At 67.4% G+C, this 17,098-nt stretch carries 13 protein-coding genes; 9 read left to right on the top strand and 4 right to left on the bottom strand.

The features are described 5' to 3' along the window. On the top strand, positions 1-909 hold the full coding sequence (truA, locus tag EV641_RS05520; RefSeq protein ID WP_054715408.1) for a tRNA pseudouridine(38-40) synthase TruA: 909 nt from the start codon (positions 1-3) through the stop codon (positions 907-909). A gap of 41 nt (positions 910-950) precedes the next feature. Further along, on the top strand, positions 951-1,940 hold the full coding sequence (locus tag EV641_RS05515) for an alpha/beta hydrolase family protein (protein WP_241996850.1): 990 nt from the start codon (positions 951-953) through the stop codon (positions 1,938-1,940). 58 nt (positions 1,941-1,998) lie between these two features. Here the strand turns inward: EV641_RS05515 and EV641_RS05510 are convergent, their stop codons facing one another. Further along, entirely contained in the window at positions 1,999-3,141 is a 1,143-nt protein-coding gene (locus tag EV641_RS05510) for an acyl-CoA dehydrogenase family protein (RefSeq protein ID WP_132471061.1), read from the bottom strand. A 70-nt stretch (positions 3,142-3,211) separates the two neighbouring features. Here EV641_RS05510 and EV641_RS05505 point away from each other — a divergent pair, with 70 nt between their 5' ends. Next, positions 3,212-3,793, top strand: a complete 582-nt coding sequence (locus EV641_RS05505; protein WP_054715412.1) for a TetR/AcrR family transcriptional regulator — start codon at positions 3,212-3,214, stop codon at positions 3,791-3,793. A gap of 20 nt (positions 3,794-3,813) precedes the next feature. Continuing rightward, positions 3,814-4,401 carry an NAD(P)H-dependent oxidoreductase gene (locus tag EV641_RS05500; protein ID WP_132471060.1) on the top strand — a complete coding sequence of 196 codons (588 nt, stop codon included), beginning with the start codon at positions 3,814-3,816 and terminating at the stop codon, positions 4,399-4,401. 51 nt (positions 4,402-4,452) lie between these two features. Here the strand turns inward: EV641_RS05500 and eccE are convergent, their stop codons facing one another. After that, a complete protein-coding gene (gene eccE / locus EV641_RS05495) occupies positions 4,453-6,096 on the bottom strand; it encodes a type VII secretion protein EccE (RefSeq protein WP_241996849.1) in 1,644 nt (547 codons plus the stop codon). A 109-nt stretch (positions 6,097-6,205) separates the two neighbouring features. Here eccE and eccB point away from each other — a divergent pair, with 109 nt between their 5' ends. Then, positions 6,206-7,663 (top strand): type VII secretion protein EccB, encoded by a 1,458-nt coding sequence (eccB, locus tag EV641_RS05490; protein WP_054720609.1) that lies wholly within the window; start codon positions 6,206-6,208, stop codon positions 7,661-7,663. On the opposite strand, the gene mycP is transcribed toward eccB, so the two are convergent. Both mycP and eccD read right to left on the bottom strand, forming a co-directional pair. Then, on the bottom strand, positions 7,609-9,051 hold the full coding sequence (gene mycP, locus EV641_RS05485; protein ID WP_241996847.1) for a type VII secretion-associated serine protease mycosin: 1,443 nt from the start codon (positions 9,049-9,051) through the stop codon (positions 7,609-7,611). The two genes, eccB and mycP, sit on opposite strands and share 55 nt — an antisense overlap. Continuing rightward, positions 9,048-10,511 carry a type VII secretion integral membrane protein EccD gene (gene eccD, locus EV641_RS05480; protein WP_132471057.1) on the bottom strand — a complete coding sequence of 488 codons (1,464 nt, stop codon included), beginning with the start codon at positions 10,509-10,511 and terminating at the stop codon, positions 9,048-9,050. Before eccD ends, mycP begins: the two co-directional genes overlap by 4 nt. Positions 10,512-10,711: 200 nt before the next feature. Here eccD and eccCa point away from each other — a divergent pair, with 200 nt between their 5' ends. The 4 genes from eccCa (at position 10,712) to EV641_RS05460 (ending at position 16,980) form a co-directional block, all read left to right on the top strand. Continuing rightward, positions 10,712-14,713 (top strand): type VII secretion protein EccCa, encoded by a 4,002-nt coding sequence (gene eccCa / locus EV641_RS05475; RefSeq protein WP_132471056.1) that lies wholly within the window; start codon positions 10,712-10,714, stop codon positions 14,711-14,713. Further along, entirely contained in the window at positions 14,695-16,152 is a 1,458-nt protein-coding gene (locus EV641_RS05470; RefSeq protein ID WP_132471055.1) for a type VII secretion-associated protein, read from the top strand. Before eccCa ends, EV641_RS05470 begins: the two co-directional genes overlap by 19 nt. A 133-nt stretch (positions 16,153-16,285) precedes the next feature. Further along, a complete protein-coding gene (locus tag EV641_RS05465; protein WP_158289123.1) occupies positions 16,286-16,627 on the top strand; it encodes a WXG100 family type VII secretion target in 342 nt (113 codons plus the stop codon). A gap of 47 nt (positions 16,628-16,674) precedes the next feature. Beyond that, a complete protein-coding gene (locus EV641_RS05460) occupies positions 16,675-16,980 on the top strand; it encodes a WXG100 family type VII secretion target (protein ID WP_132471054.1) in 306 nt (101 codons plus the stop codon). Positions 16,981-17,098: the final 118 nt, after the last annotated feature.

The raw sequence follows: 17,098 nt of genomic DNA, 5'->3' as shown, positions 1-17,098 counted from the left end.
TTGGCTTCGGCATCTGCTGAAACGAACGAGCCCGCCGTCCCTGTTCAGGGCGGCGGGCTCGTCGCTTCGGACACAGTTTCCGGTGATCGGACCCGGCTCCGGCTCGACATTTCCTACGACGGCACCGATTTCTCCGGGTGGGCCCGCCAGCCCGGCCGTCGTACGGTGTGCGGCGAGATCGAAGAGAAGCTGTCCGCGATCGTTCGGGAGCCCGTGCTCCTCACCGTCGCGGGTCGCACCGATGCCGGAGTGCACGCCTCGGGTCAGGTCGCGCACGTCGATGTACCGACCGAGTCGCTTCCGGATGATCCGTCGCGCTGGATCAGGCGGCTCGCTCGGTTTCTCCCGCGGGATGTCCGGGTGACCGGAATCTCGGAGGCTCCCGAGCATTTCGACGCGCGATTCTCTGCGGTCCGTCGACACTACGAGTATCGCCTGACGACGGCCGCGCACGGGGCCGATCCGCTGCGCGCCCGCGACACCGTCGCCTGGCCGAAAACCGTCGATCTCGGAGAGATGCAGCGCGCGTCCCGATCCTTGTTGGGGCTGCACGACTTCGCCGCCTTCTGCAAGCGGCGCGAGGGCGCGACCACGGTCCGCGAACTCCAGCGCTACGACTGGACCCGTTCCGGTGACATCCTCACCGCATATGTGAGTGCCGATGCGTTCTGCTGGTCGATGGTCCGCAGTCTCGTCGGAGCGGCGCTGGCAGTGGGGGAAGGTCGCCGGTCGGTCGAGTGGATGACCGCCCTGCTCGGCGAGCGTGAACGCGCCGCATCCGTGGCAGTGGCGCCGGCTCACGGCCTTTCACTCGTCCGTGTCGATTACCCTGCCGATGAGGATCTCGCCGCGCGGAACCTTGCGACGCGGGAGACACGCGGGCCGATCGAGCGCGGCTGCTGCGGTTGACGAAGGGGAGCGCGAAGTTGATCGGACGACGATGTGCGATCGTGGCAGCGATCGCGGTGGCTGCGGTTGCGGCGACGGGTGGCACCGATCCAGGCATCGGTCGGGCCGATGAGCCGCCGGCCGGGGTCGATTCCGGTGTCACGGCACTGGAACGCGTGGACCGGCATTCCGAACGCGACTGGTCCCTGTTCGTCCATTCCGAGGCGATGGGTCGCACGATCGAACTCCGGGTGATCCGTCCCGCTGACGTCACCGAGCCGCGCCCTGTGCTGTATCTGCTCAATGGCGCCGGTGGTGGTGTCGACGAGGCCACGTGGCGTGAACAGACCGATATCGTCGATTTCTTCGGCGACAAGAATGTCAACGTCGTCACCCCGATCGGCGGTGCATTCAGCTACTACACCGACTGGCTTGCCGACGATGCGGAACTGGGTCGCAACCAGTGGACGACCTTCCTCACCGAGGAAGCGCCACCGATGGTCGACGCTGCGCTCGGTGCGAGCGGGAGCAACGCGATCGCGGGTGTGTCGATGTCGGCGACATCTGCACTCGCGCTCGCTGAGCATGCGCCGGATCTGTACCGGGCAGTGGCGTCGTACAGCGGTTGCGCCGAGACCTCGACGGAGGTGGGTAGCCGCTATGTCGAGATGGTCGTCGGGCTCGGGGGCGGTGACGTGGAGAACATGTGGGGGCCGGTCGGCGGTCCGTACTGGATGGAGCAGGATGTGATCCGCAATGCAGAGCGGCTGCGCGGAACGACGGTGTTCGTGTCGTCGAGCGGAGGACTGCCCGGCTCGCACGAGGCCCGCGCATGGGAGGAACACGGACCTGCGGTGATACCGGATCTCGCGCTGCTCGGGGTGATCGAGACCGCTGTGAGTGGGTGCACCGACCGGCTACGCACCGAACTCGACGCACTCGGGATCGAGGCGACCTATTCGACTCGTATCGAGGGCACCCACACTTGGGGATACTGGGAAGACGCGCTGCATGAATCCTGGCCGTTGCTGTCGGAGGCCCTCGGCGTCTGACGCAAGACTTCGGACGGGTGTGCGGTGTCCAACAGTCCGGTGGGACCCGCAGCGCAGGTCAACTCGCCAGCGACCGTGCGATCACGAGTCGCTGGATCTGGTTCGTGCCTTCGAAGATCTGGGTGATCTTCGCGTCGCGCATGAACCGTTCGACGGGGAAATCGCGGGTGTAACCGTATCCACCGAGGACCTGCACGGCATCGGTCGTGACTTTCATGGCGGCATCTGTGGCGACCAGTTTCGCGACGGAGGCCTGACGCGAATAACTCAGACCCGCGTCCTTGCGGCGGGCAGCGTCGATGTAGGTGGCGCGGGCGGAATCGACGGCTGCGGCCATGTCTGCCAGGACGAAACCGAGACCTTGATGGTCGATGATCGCCTTGCCGAAGGCCTTGCGTTCCTTGGCGTATGTGGTTGCCTCGTCGAGCGCGGCCTGAGCGAGTCCGGTTGCGACGGCAGCGATGCCGAGACGTCCGGAGTCGAGGGCGCTGAAGGCGATGGGAAGACCCTGTCCTTCGGCGCCGATGCGGCGTTCTGCGGGTACGAACGCATCGTCGTAGTGGGCTGACGTGGTGGGGATCGCGTGCAGGCCCATCTTCTCTTCGGGCTTCCCGAAGCTCAGGCCCTCGGTGCCCTCGGGTACGAGGAAGCACGAGATGCCCTTGCTACCGGTGTCGGCGGTCCGCGCGAACAGGGTGTAGAAATCGGCCTTGCCGCCGTTGGTGATCCACGCCTTCGAGCCGTTGATCCGGTATCCGCCGTCGGTGGGCTGCGCCCGGCAGGTCAATGCCGCTGCGTCCGAGCCGGCCTGAGGCTCGGACAGGCTGTAGGCGCCGATAGTCTCGCCACCCAGCATGTCGGGTAGCCACGTGTTCTTCTGCTCATCGGTGCCGTGCGTCGCAAGGGCGAAGCAGGACAGGCCGTGCACACTCACGGCGACTGCGACTGCTGCCCAGCGTGCGCCCAATTCCTCGAGGACCTGGAGGTACACCTCGTACGGCTGGTTCCCACCGCCGAATTCCTCGGGGTAGGGGAGGCTGAGCAGGCCTGCGGCGCCGAGCGCGGGGAACACGCCGTCCGGGAAGGTCTCATTGCGTTCGTGTTCGACGACGCGGGGTGCGAGCACTTTGTCGGCGACGTCGCGCGTGAGGTCGATCAGATCGTGGGCCTCTGGGGTGGGCAGTAGACGCTCGACGGGCACGGCAGAACTCCTCGAAGAAGACGGATTCACAAAACAGTACTCAAACCGATACTGCAGTACTATTTCGAGTATGGCAAGAGCAGCGGCACGGCGCACCACCGCACGGCAGGCGCAGCTGTTCGACCAGCTTGTCGCGCTGTTCCTGGACGAAGGATTTGCGCACTTCACGCTGGATGACATCGCAACCCGGCTGCGGTGCTCGAAATCGACGCTCTACGCCCTCGCCGAGAACAAGGACCGACTCGTCTACGCCGTCACCGTTCATTTCTTCCGCGGCGCAACCGAGCTTGTCGAAGCCGATGTCGCGGAGGCCGCAGGAGCCGAAGCGCGGATCCGCACCTACCTCGAATCCGTAGGCAGGCAGCTCGAACCTGCATCGGCCCGCTTCATGGAGGACATCGCCGCGACACCTGTCGCGCGGGAGGTGTACGAGCGCAATACCCGCCTCGCGGCCGACCGGGTCCGCGTGCTGATCTCGGACGGTGTCGCGGCGGGCGAACTGCGCGACGTGCACGCGACGTTCGTGGCCGACGTCGTTGCGACGGTCATGGTGCGTATCCAGCAGCGACAAGTGGCGGAGCGAACCGGGCTCGCCGACGCACAGGCATACCGCGAACTCGCGGGCCTGCTCACCCACGGTCTGACCGCCTGAGGCGCCTTACGATCGCGGGTATGGACCAGAAGAGGCAGGCACCGATTCGGCTCGGGATCATCGTGGGGAGTGTGCGTGAGGGGAGGGTCGCACCGGTTGTCGCGAACTGGTTCGCCGAGGTGGTGAGATGCCATTCGGGGGTCGACGGTCAGGAGTTCGGCATCGACATCATCGACCTCGCGGAGACGCCGCTGCCGCAGGACCTTTCGGGAGGTTCCGACGTCGAGGCGTTCACGCGCCGGATCGACGCAACGGAGGCGTTCGTGGTGATCACCTCCGAGTACAACCACGGTTATCCCGCAGCGCTGAAGACGGCGATCGACAGCGTCAAGCACGAGTGGCGCGCAAAGCCCGTCGGGTTCGTGTCCTATGGCGGGCTGTCCGGCGGGCTGCGTGCGGTCGAGCAGCTTCGGCAGGTCGTCGTGGAGGTCCACATGGTGCCGGTGCGCGAGTCCGTGAGTTTCCATCGTGTCAAGCACGCCTTCGCCGCCGACGGCACGACGCGTGACGGTGCGGCCATCGACTCGGCCGCGCGCATGCTTCGGCAGCTCGAGTGGTGGGTGCACGCGGTGAGGCGAGGCCGGGAGGATCGTCCCTATCCCGGCTGAGGCCGGGATGCCCTGCTACTCGATTACGTAGTCGAGTGACGTCGCTCGTGCTCACCGTGACGGGACGGACTCCGGAATGCGGGGGCGCCCGATGTGCGCGGACTCGGCCGCGATGGTCACGAGGGTCAGCGTCATCCGCTTTCCGCGTGTGGTGAGCACGACCCGCTCGCCGGATCCGTTCGGTTGTTCGATGGCAACGGTGGGACGTTCGCGGGGCCACTGATCGGGATGCGCATGCACGTGGATGGCACCGGTGTGCGGCCTGCGCGACGGCCGGACCCCGTCGAAGACGACGGTGTCGAACTCACGGTCGTCGGGATGCTCGCCGGCGATCCTCAAACGATCCGGTGACGCAGCACTGTTCAGCAGCGGCCGCCACGCATCGGCACGGTCGGTGTGGATCGCCACGCGCGCACCGATCGCTACCGCGCGGAACACGATCTGCTGTGCGAGGTACAACTCGCCCGCGACGTGGACCGAGCGCACCCCAGGCCCGGTGAGGCGCACCGCGATCGCCCGACCCGACTCGTCCGCGCCGATCAGCTGACCACAGCCTGCGACGGGCAGTGCCAAGCCGTCGAGGTGGTCGCGGCTCAGGCTGCGTAGATCGGTGATGCCCTCGAGCCCGGTCGTCGCATAGGGCAGAGACGCGAGCAGCGCCTCACGCTCGCGCCCGTGGACGGTGCGAGAACCGGAGGTGATCGGACCGTCGGGGGTACGCGTCGCGTACCGGACCAGCCCCCCGACGCGCGTTGCGCCGAAGGAGCCCGGACGTATGCGCACCGTCACCGTCGACGACAGCGACGGGTGGGTCCAGATGTGGGTCAGGGTGCTCGCGTCGAGTCGCCGCGGATCGAGTACGGCCCCGGTGCTGTACCCGACGGGGAGGCGGACGTACCGCCAAGAACGCTCCGCCGCCAGTGGATCGGCGCCGTGCGTGATCCGGTGTGCAGCAGACCGGATCTCCGTGGCTGTCAATATTCGTGCCGGGCAACCGGAATCACCGAGTGCTCGGACGACACGCCGAGCCGACGCAGTGATCGTCCGGGTCGCGCCTTCGGTGCCGCCACCGCGCCGTTCCACGGCGTCGGGACACGTCGAGGCGTCGAGGCGTAGTGCGAGCCACACCGTGCGTGTCGCAGCCGCGGGCAGGGGCCCGATGAGCTGCGCATAGACCTGACCCGCGGGGGTTGCGTCCAGCACCCGCCGGCCATGGACGACGACATCGATCCCGTCGAGCATCACATCGTGCCGGCGCAGGCAGTCGGACAGAGCACCCAAGGGCAGGGTCTGCGACGGGTCGGCCCGATCTCGTCCCAGCCGTGTGATGACCCCGACGGGAGCGAGCACCTCGACGACGGCAGTCACACACGTTCCGTCCCAACACAATCCGACCGTGCGGCCGGCCGACTGCGCTGTATCGCGGATATCTGCCGGGGCGTGCGCACGCGGAAACGTGTGCCGCAGCAGCGTCATCGCCACGTCGATCGCGTCGTGGCCGCGGATTCGGATGAGCACGAGTGCACCGGCCGCAGCGGCTGCCGTCGGTGCCACCCACGCGGAGGCCCCTGTCGCGGCCGCTGCGATCCAGACCGCGAGTGCAGCGCACTGTGCCACGACAAGCCTCGAGACGAGCCGGTGCCGTTCCCGCACGACGGATCTTTCACGCACGACCTCGGACACAGTTCGATCCACGGCACTCCCCCCGACGCCGATCGGGCGGCCCGCTGGGTGCCCGCCCGAGCTTCCCGAGCGCCAACTGTACTGTGTTGCGGCAGTGAGCGTGCCGCACGGGGGAGGACATATGGCATCGCAGCCCACCACTCGATGGCAGGTGAGCGGATACCGATTTCTGATGAGACGGATGGAGCATGCGCTCGTCCGTCGCGACGTCCGCATGATCCACGACCCGATGCGGTCGCAGGGGCGGTCGCTCATGGTGGGGATGGTGGTCGCCTGCCTGGTACTGGCAGGGTGCGCCGCGTTGGCCCTGTTCCGGCCTCAGGACAGGATCGGCAACGCGGCACTCGTGGTCGGAAGGGATTCCGGTGCGCTCTACGTGGCGATCGAGGGGGTGTTCCATCCCGCGATGAATCTGGCATCCGCGCGACTCGTGCTCGACGACCCTGCCGAACCCGCCGTCGTGGCCGACGAGGAACTCGAAGCCCGACCGAGGGGACCGCTCGTCGGTATCCCCGGCGCTCCGTCGTCTCTCGCGTACGTCGACCACGACCTGTCCTGGACGGTATGCGACACGATCGATCCAGGTGGGCGGCAGTTCGTCACCACCGCGGTGTCGGCCGGCACGCCCGAGTACACCGGTGTCGGTGGGCCGCTCGACGAGGACGAAGCACTGCTCATGACCTTCGACGGTGAGTACCACCTCGCTTACGGAGGCGGACGGGCCGAGATCGACCCGCAGGATCGTGCTCTGACACGGGTACTGGGCATCGATGTCGGGTCGGCCAGACCTGTCGGCGAAGGACTGCTCGCGGCGCTCCCCGAACTTCCGGAGCTGACCGCACCCGTGATCCCGGGTGCAGGAAGTAGGCCGCAAGTGGGGGTCGGCGATGTCCTCGTCGGATCCGTCGTCGGACTTGCGGAGCCGGGCGGTCAGCGCTACTACGTCGTATTGAACGATGGGGTGCAGGAGGTGTCCGGTGCGACTGCGCAGATCATCCACGCCTCGGACTCGCAGGGCGTCGCCGAGATTCCGATCGTGCCGCCCGACACGCTCAAGAACGCGCCGACGGTGCATCACCTCGCGGTCGACACGTTCCCGGCGGTGGTGCCCACGATCGTCGACCCTGCAGACCGGCCCGTCGGATGCCTGACCTGGGAACCCGAGGAAGGCCCCCACGATCAGCATCGGTCGGAACTGGTGCTGTCCGCGGGCAGTGTCCTGCCGATAGCCCAGGACGCGATCCCGGTCGATCCGGCACAGGCAGATGGGCCGGGACCGAACGTGGACGTCGTCCATATTCCGCCGGGGCGAGGAACATTCGTGCAGACGACGTCGGTCGTCCCCGACAGTGAACGCCGGGGAGCTCTGTTCTACATCGCGGACACCGGAGTCCGGTACGGCATTGCCGATGCGGAGGCGGCCACGGCACTCGGGCTCGAGGGAGAACCGGCACGTGCGCCCTGGCAGATCGTCGGCCTGCTCGCACCAGGCCCCTCGCTCGGGCGTGCCGAGGCGCTACTCGCTCACGACGGCGTCGCCCCGGACCCTCGACCCGCGCCACTCGGAACAGGCGAATGACGGTCGCGTCCGAGTTCTCGCCGGCGTGCACGTTCCCGAAAGGGTAGGGCCGCCATCAGCGCGAAGACGAGCATACCGAGGACCGCGGCACCAGCGCCCCACGCGACGTACCGCGGAGTCGGGTCCGGAGGATCGACCGGGGTGGGGCCGGCGATCTGCTTCGGGGTCGCAGGATCGTCCCGCTCGGTGAGCAGCGGTGCGGTGACCGCGGCCAACGGATCGACGATGCCGTGCCCGACCCGGGGGTTCCAGCCTTCCGCCGGGGCGTGGGCGGTCGATTCGATGCGGTCCATCACGGCGCGCGCGTCGAGGTGAGGGTGGCGGGCTCTCACCAACGCGACCGTTGCAGAGACCAGTGGTGCGGAAAAGCTCGTTCCCGAGAGCAGTACCGGCCCTTGGGTGCTGATCTGCGCGTCGATGAGACCGTCGGAGAACGGGTCGAGGGAGACGATGCCGCTCCCGGGCGCTGCGACATCTACCCACGGACCCGGAACGCTCTCGTCGGACGGTGTGCCGTCGGCTTCGACCCAGCCGACTGTGAGCACATAGTCGTCGTACCAGGCGGGGGAGGCGATCGTCGTGATCGAATCCCACGGATCTGCGTGCGGATCGAGCGGATTCGCAGCCGGAGGATTCCATGCCGGGCACACATCCTTGTTTCCGGCTGCCGCGACCACGACCGCGTCTTCGACGTCGGTTGCGTACTGGACTGCCGCGCCGAGCGGTCCGTCGGCGATCCCGTCACTCGCGAGCGTGCACGCGACTTCGGAGATGTTGATGACCGTGGCTCCGAGATCCGCGGCATGTCGCACCGCAGATGCCAGGGTGCGCACATCCCCGTAACCGGGGGAGTTCTGTGCCGCCTCTTCATCTCCGGCGGAGCGGTCGGAGTAGTTGCGACTGGATTGGCGGATGGCGATCACCTCGACGTCGGGTGCACCGCCGGCGAACCCCGATCCCTCCACCGGCTGCGCCGCGATGAGGCCGGCGACGAGCGTTCCGTGCGCGTCGCAGTCGACCGTGCCGTCATCGGTCGCAACATAATCGCCGCCAGGGGTGACGCGGGGAAGACGTGGATGCCGGTTGACTCCGGTGTCGATCACAGCGACGACTTGACCGGCACCGCGCGTCAGCGGCCACACCCGTTCGAAGTCCATGATGCGTTGTGCGAGCGGACGTTGCGGATCGTCTGCGACGGTTCGGCCCCGAGTACACAGGTTTCGCTGCTCGGCGGGTTCCGGGGCCGCGGGTTCGTCACCGGCGGGCAGCAGTCCGCTGTCGGGAACCGGGGGAGCTGCCGTAGCCGGACCCACGGCCGCGCCGGTGGAGATTGCGACGATCAGGGTGGCGACGAGACAGGCGGGGGTGAGCCTTCGACGACGAGTCACAACCCACGGACCGCGGAATAGAGGCCGGCTACCCAGCATGCCAGCGGCACGATCGTGGCAATGACGGCGTACTCGGTGAGTTCGCTGATCCGCCGTTGCACAGGTGTGAAGGTGCGCTGGGGCACCACGACCCCGAGAATCAGGGCACCGACGAACAGTACGACAGTGATGCCGAAGAGTGCCTGCGGAGCAACGGTTCCGAAGAGCGCGGCGCCGACGACAAGACCCAGGACGAGCACTGCACCACCGACGATCATCGGAGCTGCCTGCTCGGCCCCGATGTACGTGCGACCTCGGAACATCAGGACGATTCCCGTCGCCGCCGCCAACGCGACACCGGGCCAGGAGACAGCCGTATCCGGGACCGGCCACGCCGCGCACCATGCACCCGCCGTCGCGAGCACGACCACCGCGTACACCCACCCGGTCAGATGAGCTCGGGCACGCGCCGTCTTCGCCTCGAGTTCCTCGAACGTGGGCGGCGGATTCTCGTCGTCCGGGTCGGGAACCACAGGGTCCAGGGAGGTTCCGGGCGCGGGAACCGGAGGAAGAGGAAGGCGGGCGAGGAGCGTGGCGGCACGGGCGGCGAAGGTCGCCAACAGCAGCGAGGTCACGACGACGCCGGCCCCGAGCGCCTGAAACTGCACGTCGGTGGCGGTGCCGACGACCAGGGCGATCGTCGCGACCGCCGAGATCGTCGGGATCGCGGTGAACGTGGCGAGTCCGACCGTCGTGACACCCACCGTGACCACACCGACCGCGCCGGTCAGGACGGTCGCCAACAGCAGGTGCGGCGCACCGAAGTCGCCGGGAACCAGAAGCATCCCGGTGACGAAGGAAACGGGGACGGAGCAGACCGCGAGCAGCAGTCCGATCGGCCGGTCGAGATAGACCCGTGCAATGACGGCGGCCGCGGTCACGAGCAGTAGCGCCAGCACCACAGTCGCGATCCCCGCGAACACCCGCTCGCCACCGGAAGACGGCAGCAGAAGCAACGACCCGCACCCGGTCGTGATCGCAGCCGCTGCGACCACAGCACCGACCATCGCCGCAGTGCGATCGGACCAGCGCCGTAACCGGTCGCGACCTGCGACCGCCACGTTGTACATCACGTCGTCGAACAAGGGTGGCGACGGCGGTGACGACGACTCCTCGAGGATCAGCACCTCACCGTCGCGGATTCCGAGCTCGTCGAGGCTCGCGGCGCCCGCGAGTGGAGCTCGGCCGATCCGGGCCAGGCTCCATGCTTCCGGCTCGACCCGTTCCGGAGTGACGTCGAATTCGTTGTCGGGGCGATGAGCAGCCACGAGATCGACGATTCCCGCGAGCAGCAGGGCAACCGGAACGCCCAGTGGCAGTGCCAGATCGACCTCGGAGTGTTTGGTGAGCACTGTGATCCTGCACAGTTCCGGTGCTGCTACCGCACCGGGTACGTTCGGGCTCGTCGCTGCAGCTGTCATCGAATTGTTCCCCCCGTAGTTCGCGCGCCGGCCCGGCGACCGAAGGTGGCGCGGACCTTTCGACGACGCAGACCTTACGACATCGTCGCGGAAGCGCCGACAGCATCGTCGCGGATGTAACTGTCGCGACGGTGCGCTACTCTTCCACGACCGGGGGGAAGGCCGCTGTAGGCGGCCGGTGTGTACGGGGGTTGGGGAACTTGAGCACTGTACGATTCGCGCGCCGAGCGCGTCGGGATGCGCCGCGCGCACCCGGTGGTGAGGTGAGTCTGCAGGCGCCGCCCGATATTCCGAGAGCCACACCGGGCAATCTGCTCATGAAGCTGCTGCCGCTGGTGATGGTTGCGGCGATGATCGGCATGGTTGCGCTCATGTTCGGTTCCGGTATGGCACGAAGCCCCATGGCCCTGGTCTTTCCGCTGATGATGATGGTGTCGATGATCGGCATGCTTGCCAACAGCGGTCGCGGAGGCGGCGCGAAAACCGCAGAGACGAATGAGGACCGCAAGGACTACCTGCGCTATCTCGACACTCTGCGCAGGGACGTCGCGGAGACCGGCTCGGCGCAACGGCGGGCCCTCGAGTGGACCCACCCGGATCCGGCGCTGTTGTGGACTCTGGTCGGGACCGTCCGGATGTGGGAACGCCGCCCGACCGACGCAGACTTCTGCCACGTGCGGGTGGGCCGGGGCGGACAGCGACTCGCCACCAAGCTGATCGCTCCCGAAACCGGTCCGGTCGAGGATCTCGAACCCGTTGCCGCGGTGTCGTTGCGCCGCTTCGTGCGCGCGCACTCGGTGGTGCCGGCACTACCGACGGCCGTATCGCTTCGGGGATTCGCGTCGGTCGGTATCGGCGGCGACCGCGAGGCATCGCAGCAACTGGCCCGAGCAATGCTCGGGCAGCTGTGCACCTTCCACGCACCCGACGTACTCCAGGTCGCGGTGGTCTGCGGACCGGACACTGCTGCGGAGTGGGAGTGGGTCAAGTGGCTGCCGCACGCTCAGCACCCGGAGACGCGTGACGGAGCGGGCAGCGTTCGCATGGTCTTCGGTTCCGTGCTCGAACTCGAGACGGTCCTCGGCGTACACCTGTCCGCACGCGGACGGTTCGTCCGCAATACCCCTGCCGTCGACGGAGTTCCGCAACTGCTGATCGTCATCGACGGTGGGGTCTCCGGATCCGGGTCCGGGCTCCTCGACGACGGGCTCGACTCCGTGACCCTGCTCGACCTCTCCGCGTTCGCCCCGCGGCTCGCGGCACTTCGTGGGTTGCAGCTCGTCGCGGCGAACGGCCGCCTCGGCGCGAAAACGGGCAGCGCGGTGGAGACCTTTGCGGACGCCGACGGGATCAGTGCCCCGCAATCGCAGGCCCTGGCACGACGACTCGCCCCATACCGGGCTGCAACTCAGCTCGCCACGGACGACGGTGCCGACTCGGGCAGCATCGAGACCTGGCAGGACCTGCTCGGACTCGGCGACATCGCGCGACTCGATCCGCTCCAGGCCTGGGCGCCGCGATCCGGTCGCGACAGGCTGCGGGTGCCGATCGGGGTCGGTGCAGACGGCGCTCCGGTCGAGATCGACCTGAAGGAATCCGCGGAGAACGGAATGGGTCCGCACGGCCTGTGCATCGGTGCCACGGGTTCGGGAAAGAGCGAGTTCCTGCGGACCCTTGTGCTCGGTCTCGTCGCCACGCACTCACCCGACGCCCTCAATCTCGTGCTCGTCGACTTCAAAGGCGGCGCGACCTTCCTCGGGCTCGATCGGAGTCCCCATGTCGCAGCGGTCATCACCAACCTCGCGGACGAACTCGCGATGGTCGAGCGGATGAAGGACGCACTCGAGGGTGAGATGACCCGCCGACAGGAGCTGCTGCGAGCGGCCGGCAACTTCGCAAATGTCGGTGACTACGAGAAGGCGCGGACCGCAGGTGCTCCGCTTGCACCGTTGCCGGCATTGTTCATCGTCGTCGACGAGTTCTCCGAGCTGCTCTCCCAGCAGCCCGACTTCGCCGATCTCTTTGCGGCGATCGGTCGTCTCGGTAGGTCGCTGCACATACACCTGCTGTTGGCGAGCCAGCGGCTCGACGAAGGAAAACTGCGTGGCCTCGACAGTCACCTGTCGTACCGGATCGGTCTGAAGACCTTTTCCGCGAATGAATCCCGGAGCGTTCTCGGTGTTCCGGACGCCTACAGTCTGCCGCCCACGCCGGGCGCCGGTTACCTCAAGTGTGATTCGGCCGAGATCGTGCGCTTCGACGCGGCCTACGTGTCGGGACCGTACGAGCCCGGCCGTCCGGCGCGCCGCATTCGGACGGCAGCAGCGGGGACTCCGGGTCCGCGCTTGTTCACGGCACGAGATGTACCTGTCGATCGTGGTGTTCCCCTACCGGTGCCGTCGGTCGGCGAACCGACCCCCGATACCGCCCCGGCACCGTCCGACGGCGGCCGCAGTGTGCTCGACGTCGTGGTCGGTCGGGTCCGCGGACACGGCACCCCCGCACACGAGGTGTGGCTGCCGCCCCTCGAGGAGTCCCCGAGCCTCGACATGGTGCTGTCGCACTCGCTTCTCACCGGAGATCTTCTGCATCAGTCGACCCTGCGGACAGCGATCGGGATCGTCGACCGGCCCTTCGAACAGCGTCGAGACCCCCTGGTTGTCGATCTGTCGGGGGCCGCAGGCAACACCATCGTGGTCGGCGGTCCGCAGTCGGGTAAATCGACATTGCTGCGCACCCTGATCATGTCGATGGCGCTCACCCACACAGCCGAGCAGGTGCAGTTCTATTGCCTCGATTTCGGTGGCGGCACGCTCGCCGGGCTCGTAGGGCTTCCACACGTCGGCTCCGTGGCGAATCGTCTCGCAGGCGACCGGGTCCGCCGCACCGTCGCGGAGCTCATGGGCCTGCTGCGCAGGCGAGAACAGCAGTTCGGCGAATGGGGCATCGAATCGATGGCGACACTGCGACGCTTACGCGCAGACGGAGCGCAGCATGTCTCCGGCGACCCGTTCGGCGATGTCTTCCTCGTGATCGACGGCTGGCCCAGTATCCGGGAGGACTTCGAACCACTCGAACAGAGCGTGGGCGTCCTGGCGTCACGCGGGTTGTCCTACGGAATTCACGTCATGATCAGCGCACCGCGGTGGTGGGATGTTCGCCCAGCGCTACGCGACCACCTCGGAACCCGCCTCGAACTCCGTCTCGGCGACCCGGCCGACTCGGAATACGGGCGCAAGAAAGCAGCGCTGGTGCCCGAGGGCAGACCCGGCCGAGGTATCGACAGGGACGGACTTCACGTACTGGCCGCACTGCCGCGGGCCGACGGCAGTTCCGGCGTCGACGATCTCGCCGAGGGCGTGACCACGGCTGTTGCTGCGATCGCTGCTGCAACTCCGGGTGGCCACGCGCCTGAGGTCCGGATGCTTCCCGAGGAAATCGACCGTGCGGCCGTCCTCTCTGCGCTTCCCGACGGATGGCCGGTCCCGATCAGCGCGCCGGTCGCGCAGCGGCTGCGCGTGCCGATCGGAATCGACGAAGCGGAGCTCGCACCGGTGACCCTCGACTTCACCGACAGCCCCCACCTGCTTGTGTTCGGCGACTCCGGTTGCGGAAAGACTGCGCTGCTCCGCGGGATCTGCCGGAGCCTCATGGAGTCGAACACCGGTGCGCAGGCACGGATCATCATGGGTGACTATCGCCGGACCATGCTCGGGGTCGTCGAAGGCGACCATCTCGGCGGATACGCGCCGGGCACATCCGTGTTGTCCGCGATGGCCACCGAGCTCGCGGGGGTCTTCGAACGTCGACTTCCGGGTGCCGACACCACGCAACAGCAATTGCGCGACCGTTCGTGGTGGACCGGCCCCGAGGTGTTCGTCATCATCGACGACTACGACCTGGTCGCGTCATCCGGTCAGAATCCGCTGACGCCGCTGCTCGAGTATCTGCCGCAGGCGAAGGACATCGGTCTGCATCTGATCATCGCGCGGCGGGCAGGCGGTGCGAGCCGCGCCCTGTACGAACCGGTCATCGCACGGTTGCGTGAGCTGTCGACTCCGGGTCTGGTCATGAGCGGGAGCCGCGACGAAGGCGCGCTCGTGGGAACGGCAAGACCCGGTCCGATGCCGCCCGGTCGCGGGATTCTCGTGCGACGCAACGGTAACGAACTCATCCAGACGGCATGGCTGCAACCGTCGTGAGCGCGGATGTGCTCGGACTCCACGCCGGAGCGACCAGCGTGTGTGTACGCCGTGCCGAGCGTATCCGGCACGTGCCTGCCGTCGCCGCGAGGCTGAGCGGCGGATGGGTCTTCGGAGATGCTGCGGCGTCGCTCGAGACGACCGACGTGCTCGCCGAGGATCGAGGGGACGACTCCGCCGAGTTGCTGACAGGGCTGGTGCGTTACGCCGCTGCCGTGATCGGTGCACCCCCGAACATCGGAACTGTCGTCGCGGTTCATCCGACGAAGTGGAGTGCGCGGCGGCGTGACGCGCTGTACACCGCCGCGCGGAATGTCGCGCGCAATGCGGAGCTGGTTCCGGCTGCGGTCGCCGCGTGCGACGCAGCCGACGTGGGTGCCGATGAGCGGTGTGTGACTCTCGAAGTCATGCCGGACGGGGTCACAGCGACCTCTCTCGAACCGATTCGCGGCGGACGGGCCGTCATCGACCGTGTTGCGAGGGACCCGGGGCTGCCGGCCGACGAGGTGGATTCCGACGACGGCGCGACCCGCCTCAGGTCTCTGATCGAATCGGTCGCCGGGCGGGTCGATCCGGATGTGCTGCTGGTGACGGGGATTCCGGGTGAGCCCGCGGGTGTCGACTTGTGTGGACGGCTGGGTGAGCGAATCGGGCGGGGGATTCGGGTTGTCCCGGTGGCAGCCTCGGAAATGCTTGCGCCGATCACAGAAGTACTCGAGGCGGGCACGGGGCGGGTCGCGGCCTCTCGGAGCGAGGTCGGGTCGTCGACCGCGCAGTGGCTGCAGGATGTCCGTGCACCCATGCCCGAACCGTCGCGCGCGCCCCGCTTCGGGTGGATGGTTGCGGGAGCTCTGATCGTGATCGTCGTGGTGGTCGCGATGGTGTTCATCTCGGCTGATGAGGGCGCCCGCGAGTTCGTCGCGGACAGGGGTGGTGCAGCGAGTGCGGAGACCGTCCGGGCCGAACCGATCGACGATGCCTCCGTCACGGCCACGCGGGATCCGGGTGCATCCGCCTTCGCCACGATCGATCTCGGCGTCGTACGCCTGGACCTCCCGTCGTACTGGCGCATACGCGATTCCGGTGTGCAGGATCCGGGCAGGGCCGAGCTGTTGCCGGATTCGGGCCCCGACCGCAGGATCGTGATCGTGTACTCACACCTCGCGGACGGGATGGATTCGGACGCGGTAGCGCGGAGTCTTGCGGCCCGTGCGACGGCGCGCAGCGATGTCATCCGAGATGTGGAGTCGGACACGCGCTTCGGTGACCGCCCGGTCATCTCGTACGTCGAGGTGCCCGACGAGTTTTCCACGGTGAGGTGGTCGGTCGTCGTCATGCCGGGCCTGCAGGTTTCCATCGGCTGCCAGTTCCTCGCCGACGAATGGACCGGAATCAGAAGTGAATGCGAGCAGGCTGTCCACACTGTGGAGCCGGTGTGAGAAGACTCCGACGTAGTTCGGATCGAGCGGAACCGATCCGGTGCGGGCTGCGTCGAATCAGATGTAGGGGCGAAACGGGTCGGACCAACGGGGGCCGAGTGAACCGTGACGCCGAACAATGGAGGGGTGCACGATGAGTGAGGGCGGAACCGGTGGTGGACAGCAGCTCAATGCTGATGTCGTCGCCATGGAAGTGGCGTCGACCCAGCTGCAGGAGTCACGCGATGAACTCGGCAGCGCAGTAAGGGTGCTCGGTGCGCGCGTGTCGGAGACGTCGACGGTGTGGAAGAGCGACGGTGCAATGGAGTTCACGAACATCATGGAGCGCTGGACCCACAATGCGAACCAACTGAACCAGGCGCTCGATGAGATCGCCGAGGCCGTCCGCACCGGCGGCCGGTCCTACGAGGAGACTGCGGCCAACCAGGCCGCGGAGTTGAAGAACACCGGCAGCGTGCTCAGCGGTGACTACTGACCGACCCGACGGCGGGTGACCACACAATATTTTGCAAGGAGCAGGCAATGGCGATCGGCCCACATGGCGAGATCTTCCAGAACTTCGAAGGCGTTGACAATCTCAATACCGGAGTCGCGGGGGTCCAGAAGCAGATGAACGACATCCTCGACCGCATCGAGGCTCAGGTGGCGCGGCTGGACGACAGCTGGGAAGGCAAGGCCAATGAGGCATACGCGGACACCCAGCGGCGCTGGTCCCAGGCCCGACTCGGTTTGAACCAGGTGCTGGCAGAGATCAGTGGGACTGTGGGGCGCGGTAATGAGGAGATGCGGATCACCGAAAAGATGAACGCCGCCCGATACGGGGGGTGACGATCCGTCCGCGAGGCGAGCGACTCGCTGCACGATGTCCCGGTGGTGGAGAGGCCACCGGGACTTCGAGTCTTCCGGCAGGTGCGTCGGCCCGCCTTTTGACCCCATAGCCGCCGGG

Source organism: Rhodococcus sp. SMB37 (assembly GCF_004345605.1).
Classification (GTDB): Bacteria; Actinomycetota; Actinomycetes; order Mycobacteriales; family Mycobacteriaceae; genus Rhodococcus.
This window is presented reverse-complemented; position numbering and strand designations above follow the sequence as displayed.

Bases quoted from the DNA above. Each gene is read 5' to 3' on its own strand.
- EV641_RS05470 (WP_132471055.1), top strand. From the start codon at position 14,695: ATGGCTGCAACCGTCGTGAGCGCGGATGTGCTCGGACTCCACGCCGGA.
- EV641_RS05460 (WP_132471054.1), top strand. From the start codon at position 16,675: ATGGCGATCGGCCCACATGGCGAGATCTTCCAGAACTTCGAAGGCGTT.
- EV641_RS05465 (WP_158289123.1), top strand. From the start codon at position 16,286: ATGAGTGAGGGCGGAACCGGTGGTGGACAGCAGCTCAATGCTGATGTC.
- EV641_RS05505 (WP_054715412.1), top strand. From the start codon at position 3,212: ATGGCAAGAGCAGCGGCACGGCGCACCACCGCACGGCAGGCGCAGCTG.
- EV641_RS05500 (WP_132471060.1), top strand. From the start codon at position 3,814: ATGGACCAGAAGAGGCAGGCACCGATTCGGCTCGGGATCATCGTGGGG.
- eccD (WP_132471057.1), bottom strand. From the start codon at position 10,511: ATGACAGCTGCAGCGACGAGCCCGAACGTACCCGGTGCGGTAGCAGCA.
- eccB (WP_054720609.1), top strand. From the start codon at position 6,206: ATGGCATCGCAGCCCACCACTCGATGGCAGGTGAGCGGATACCGATTT.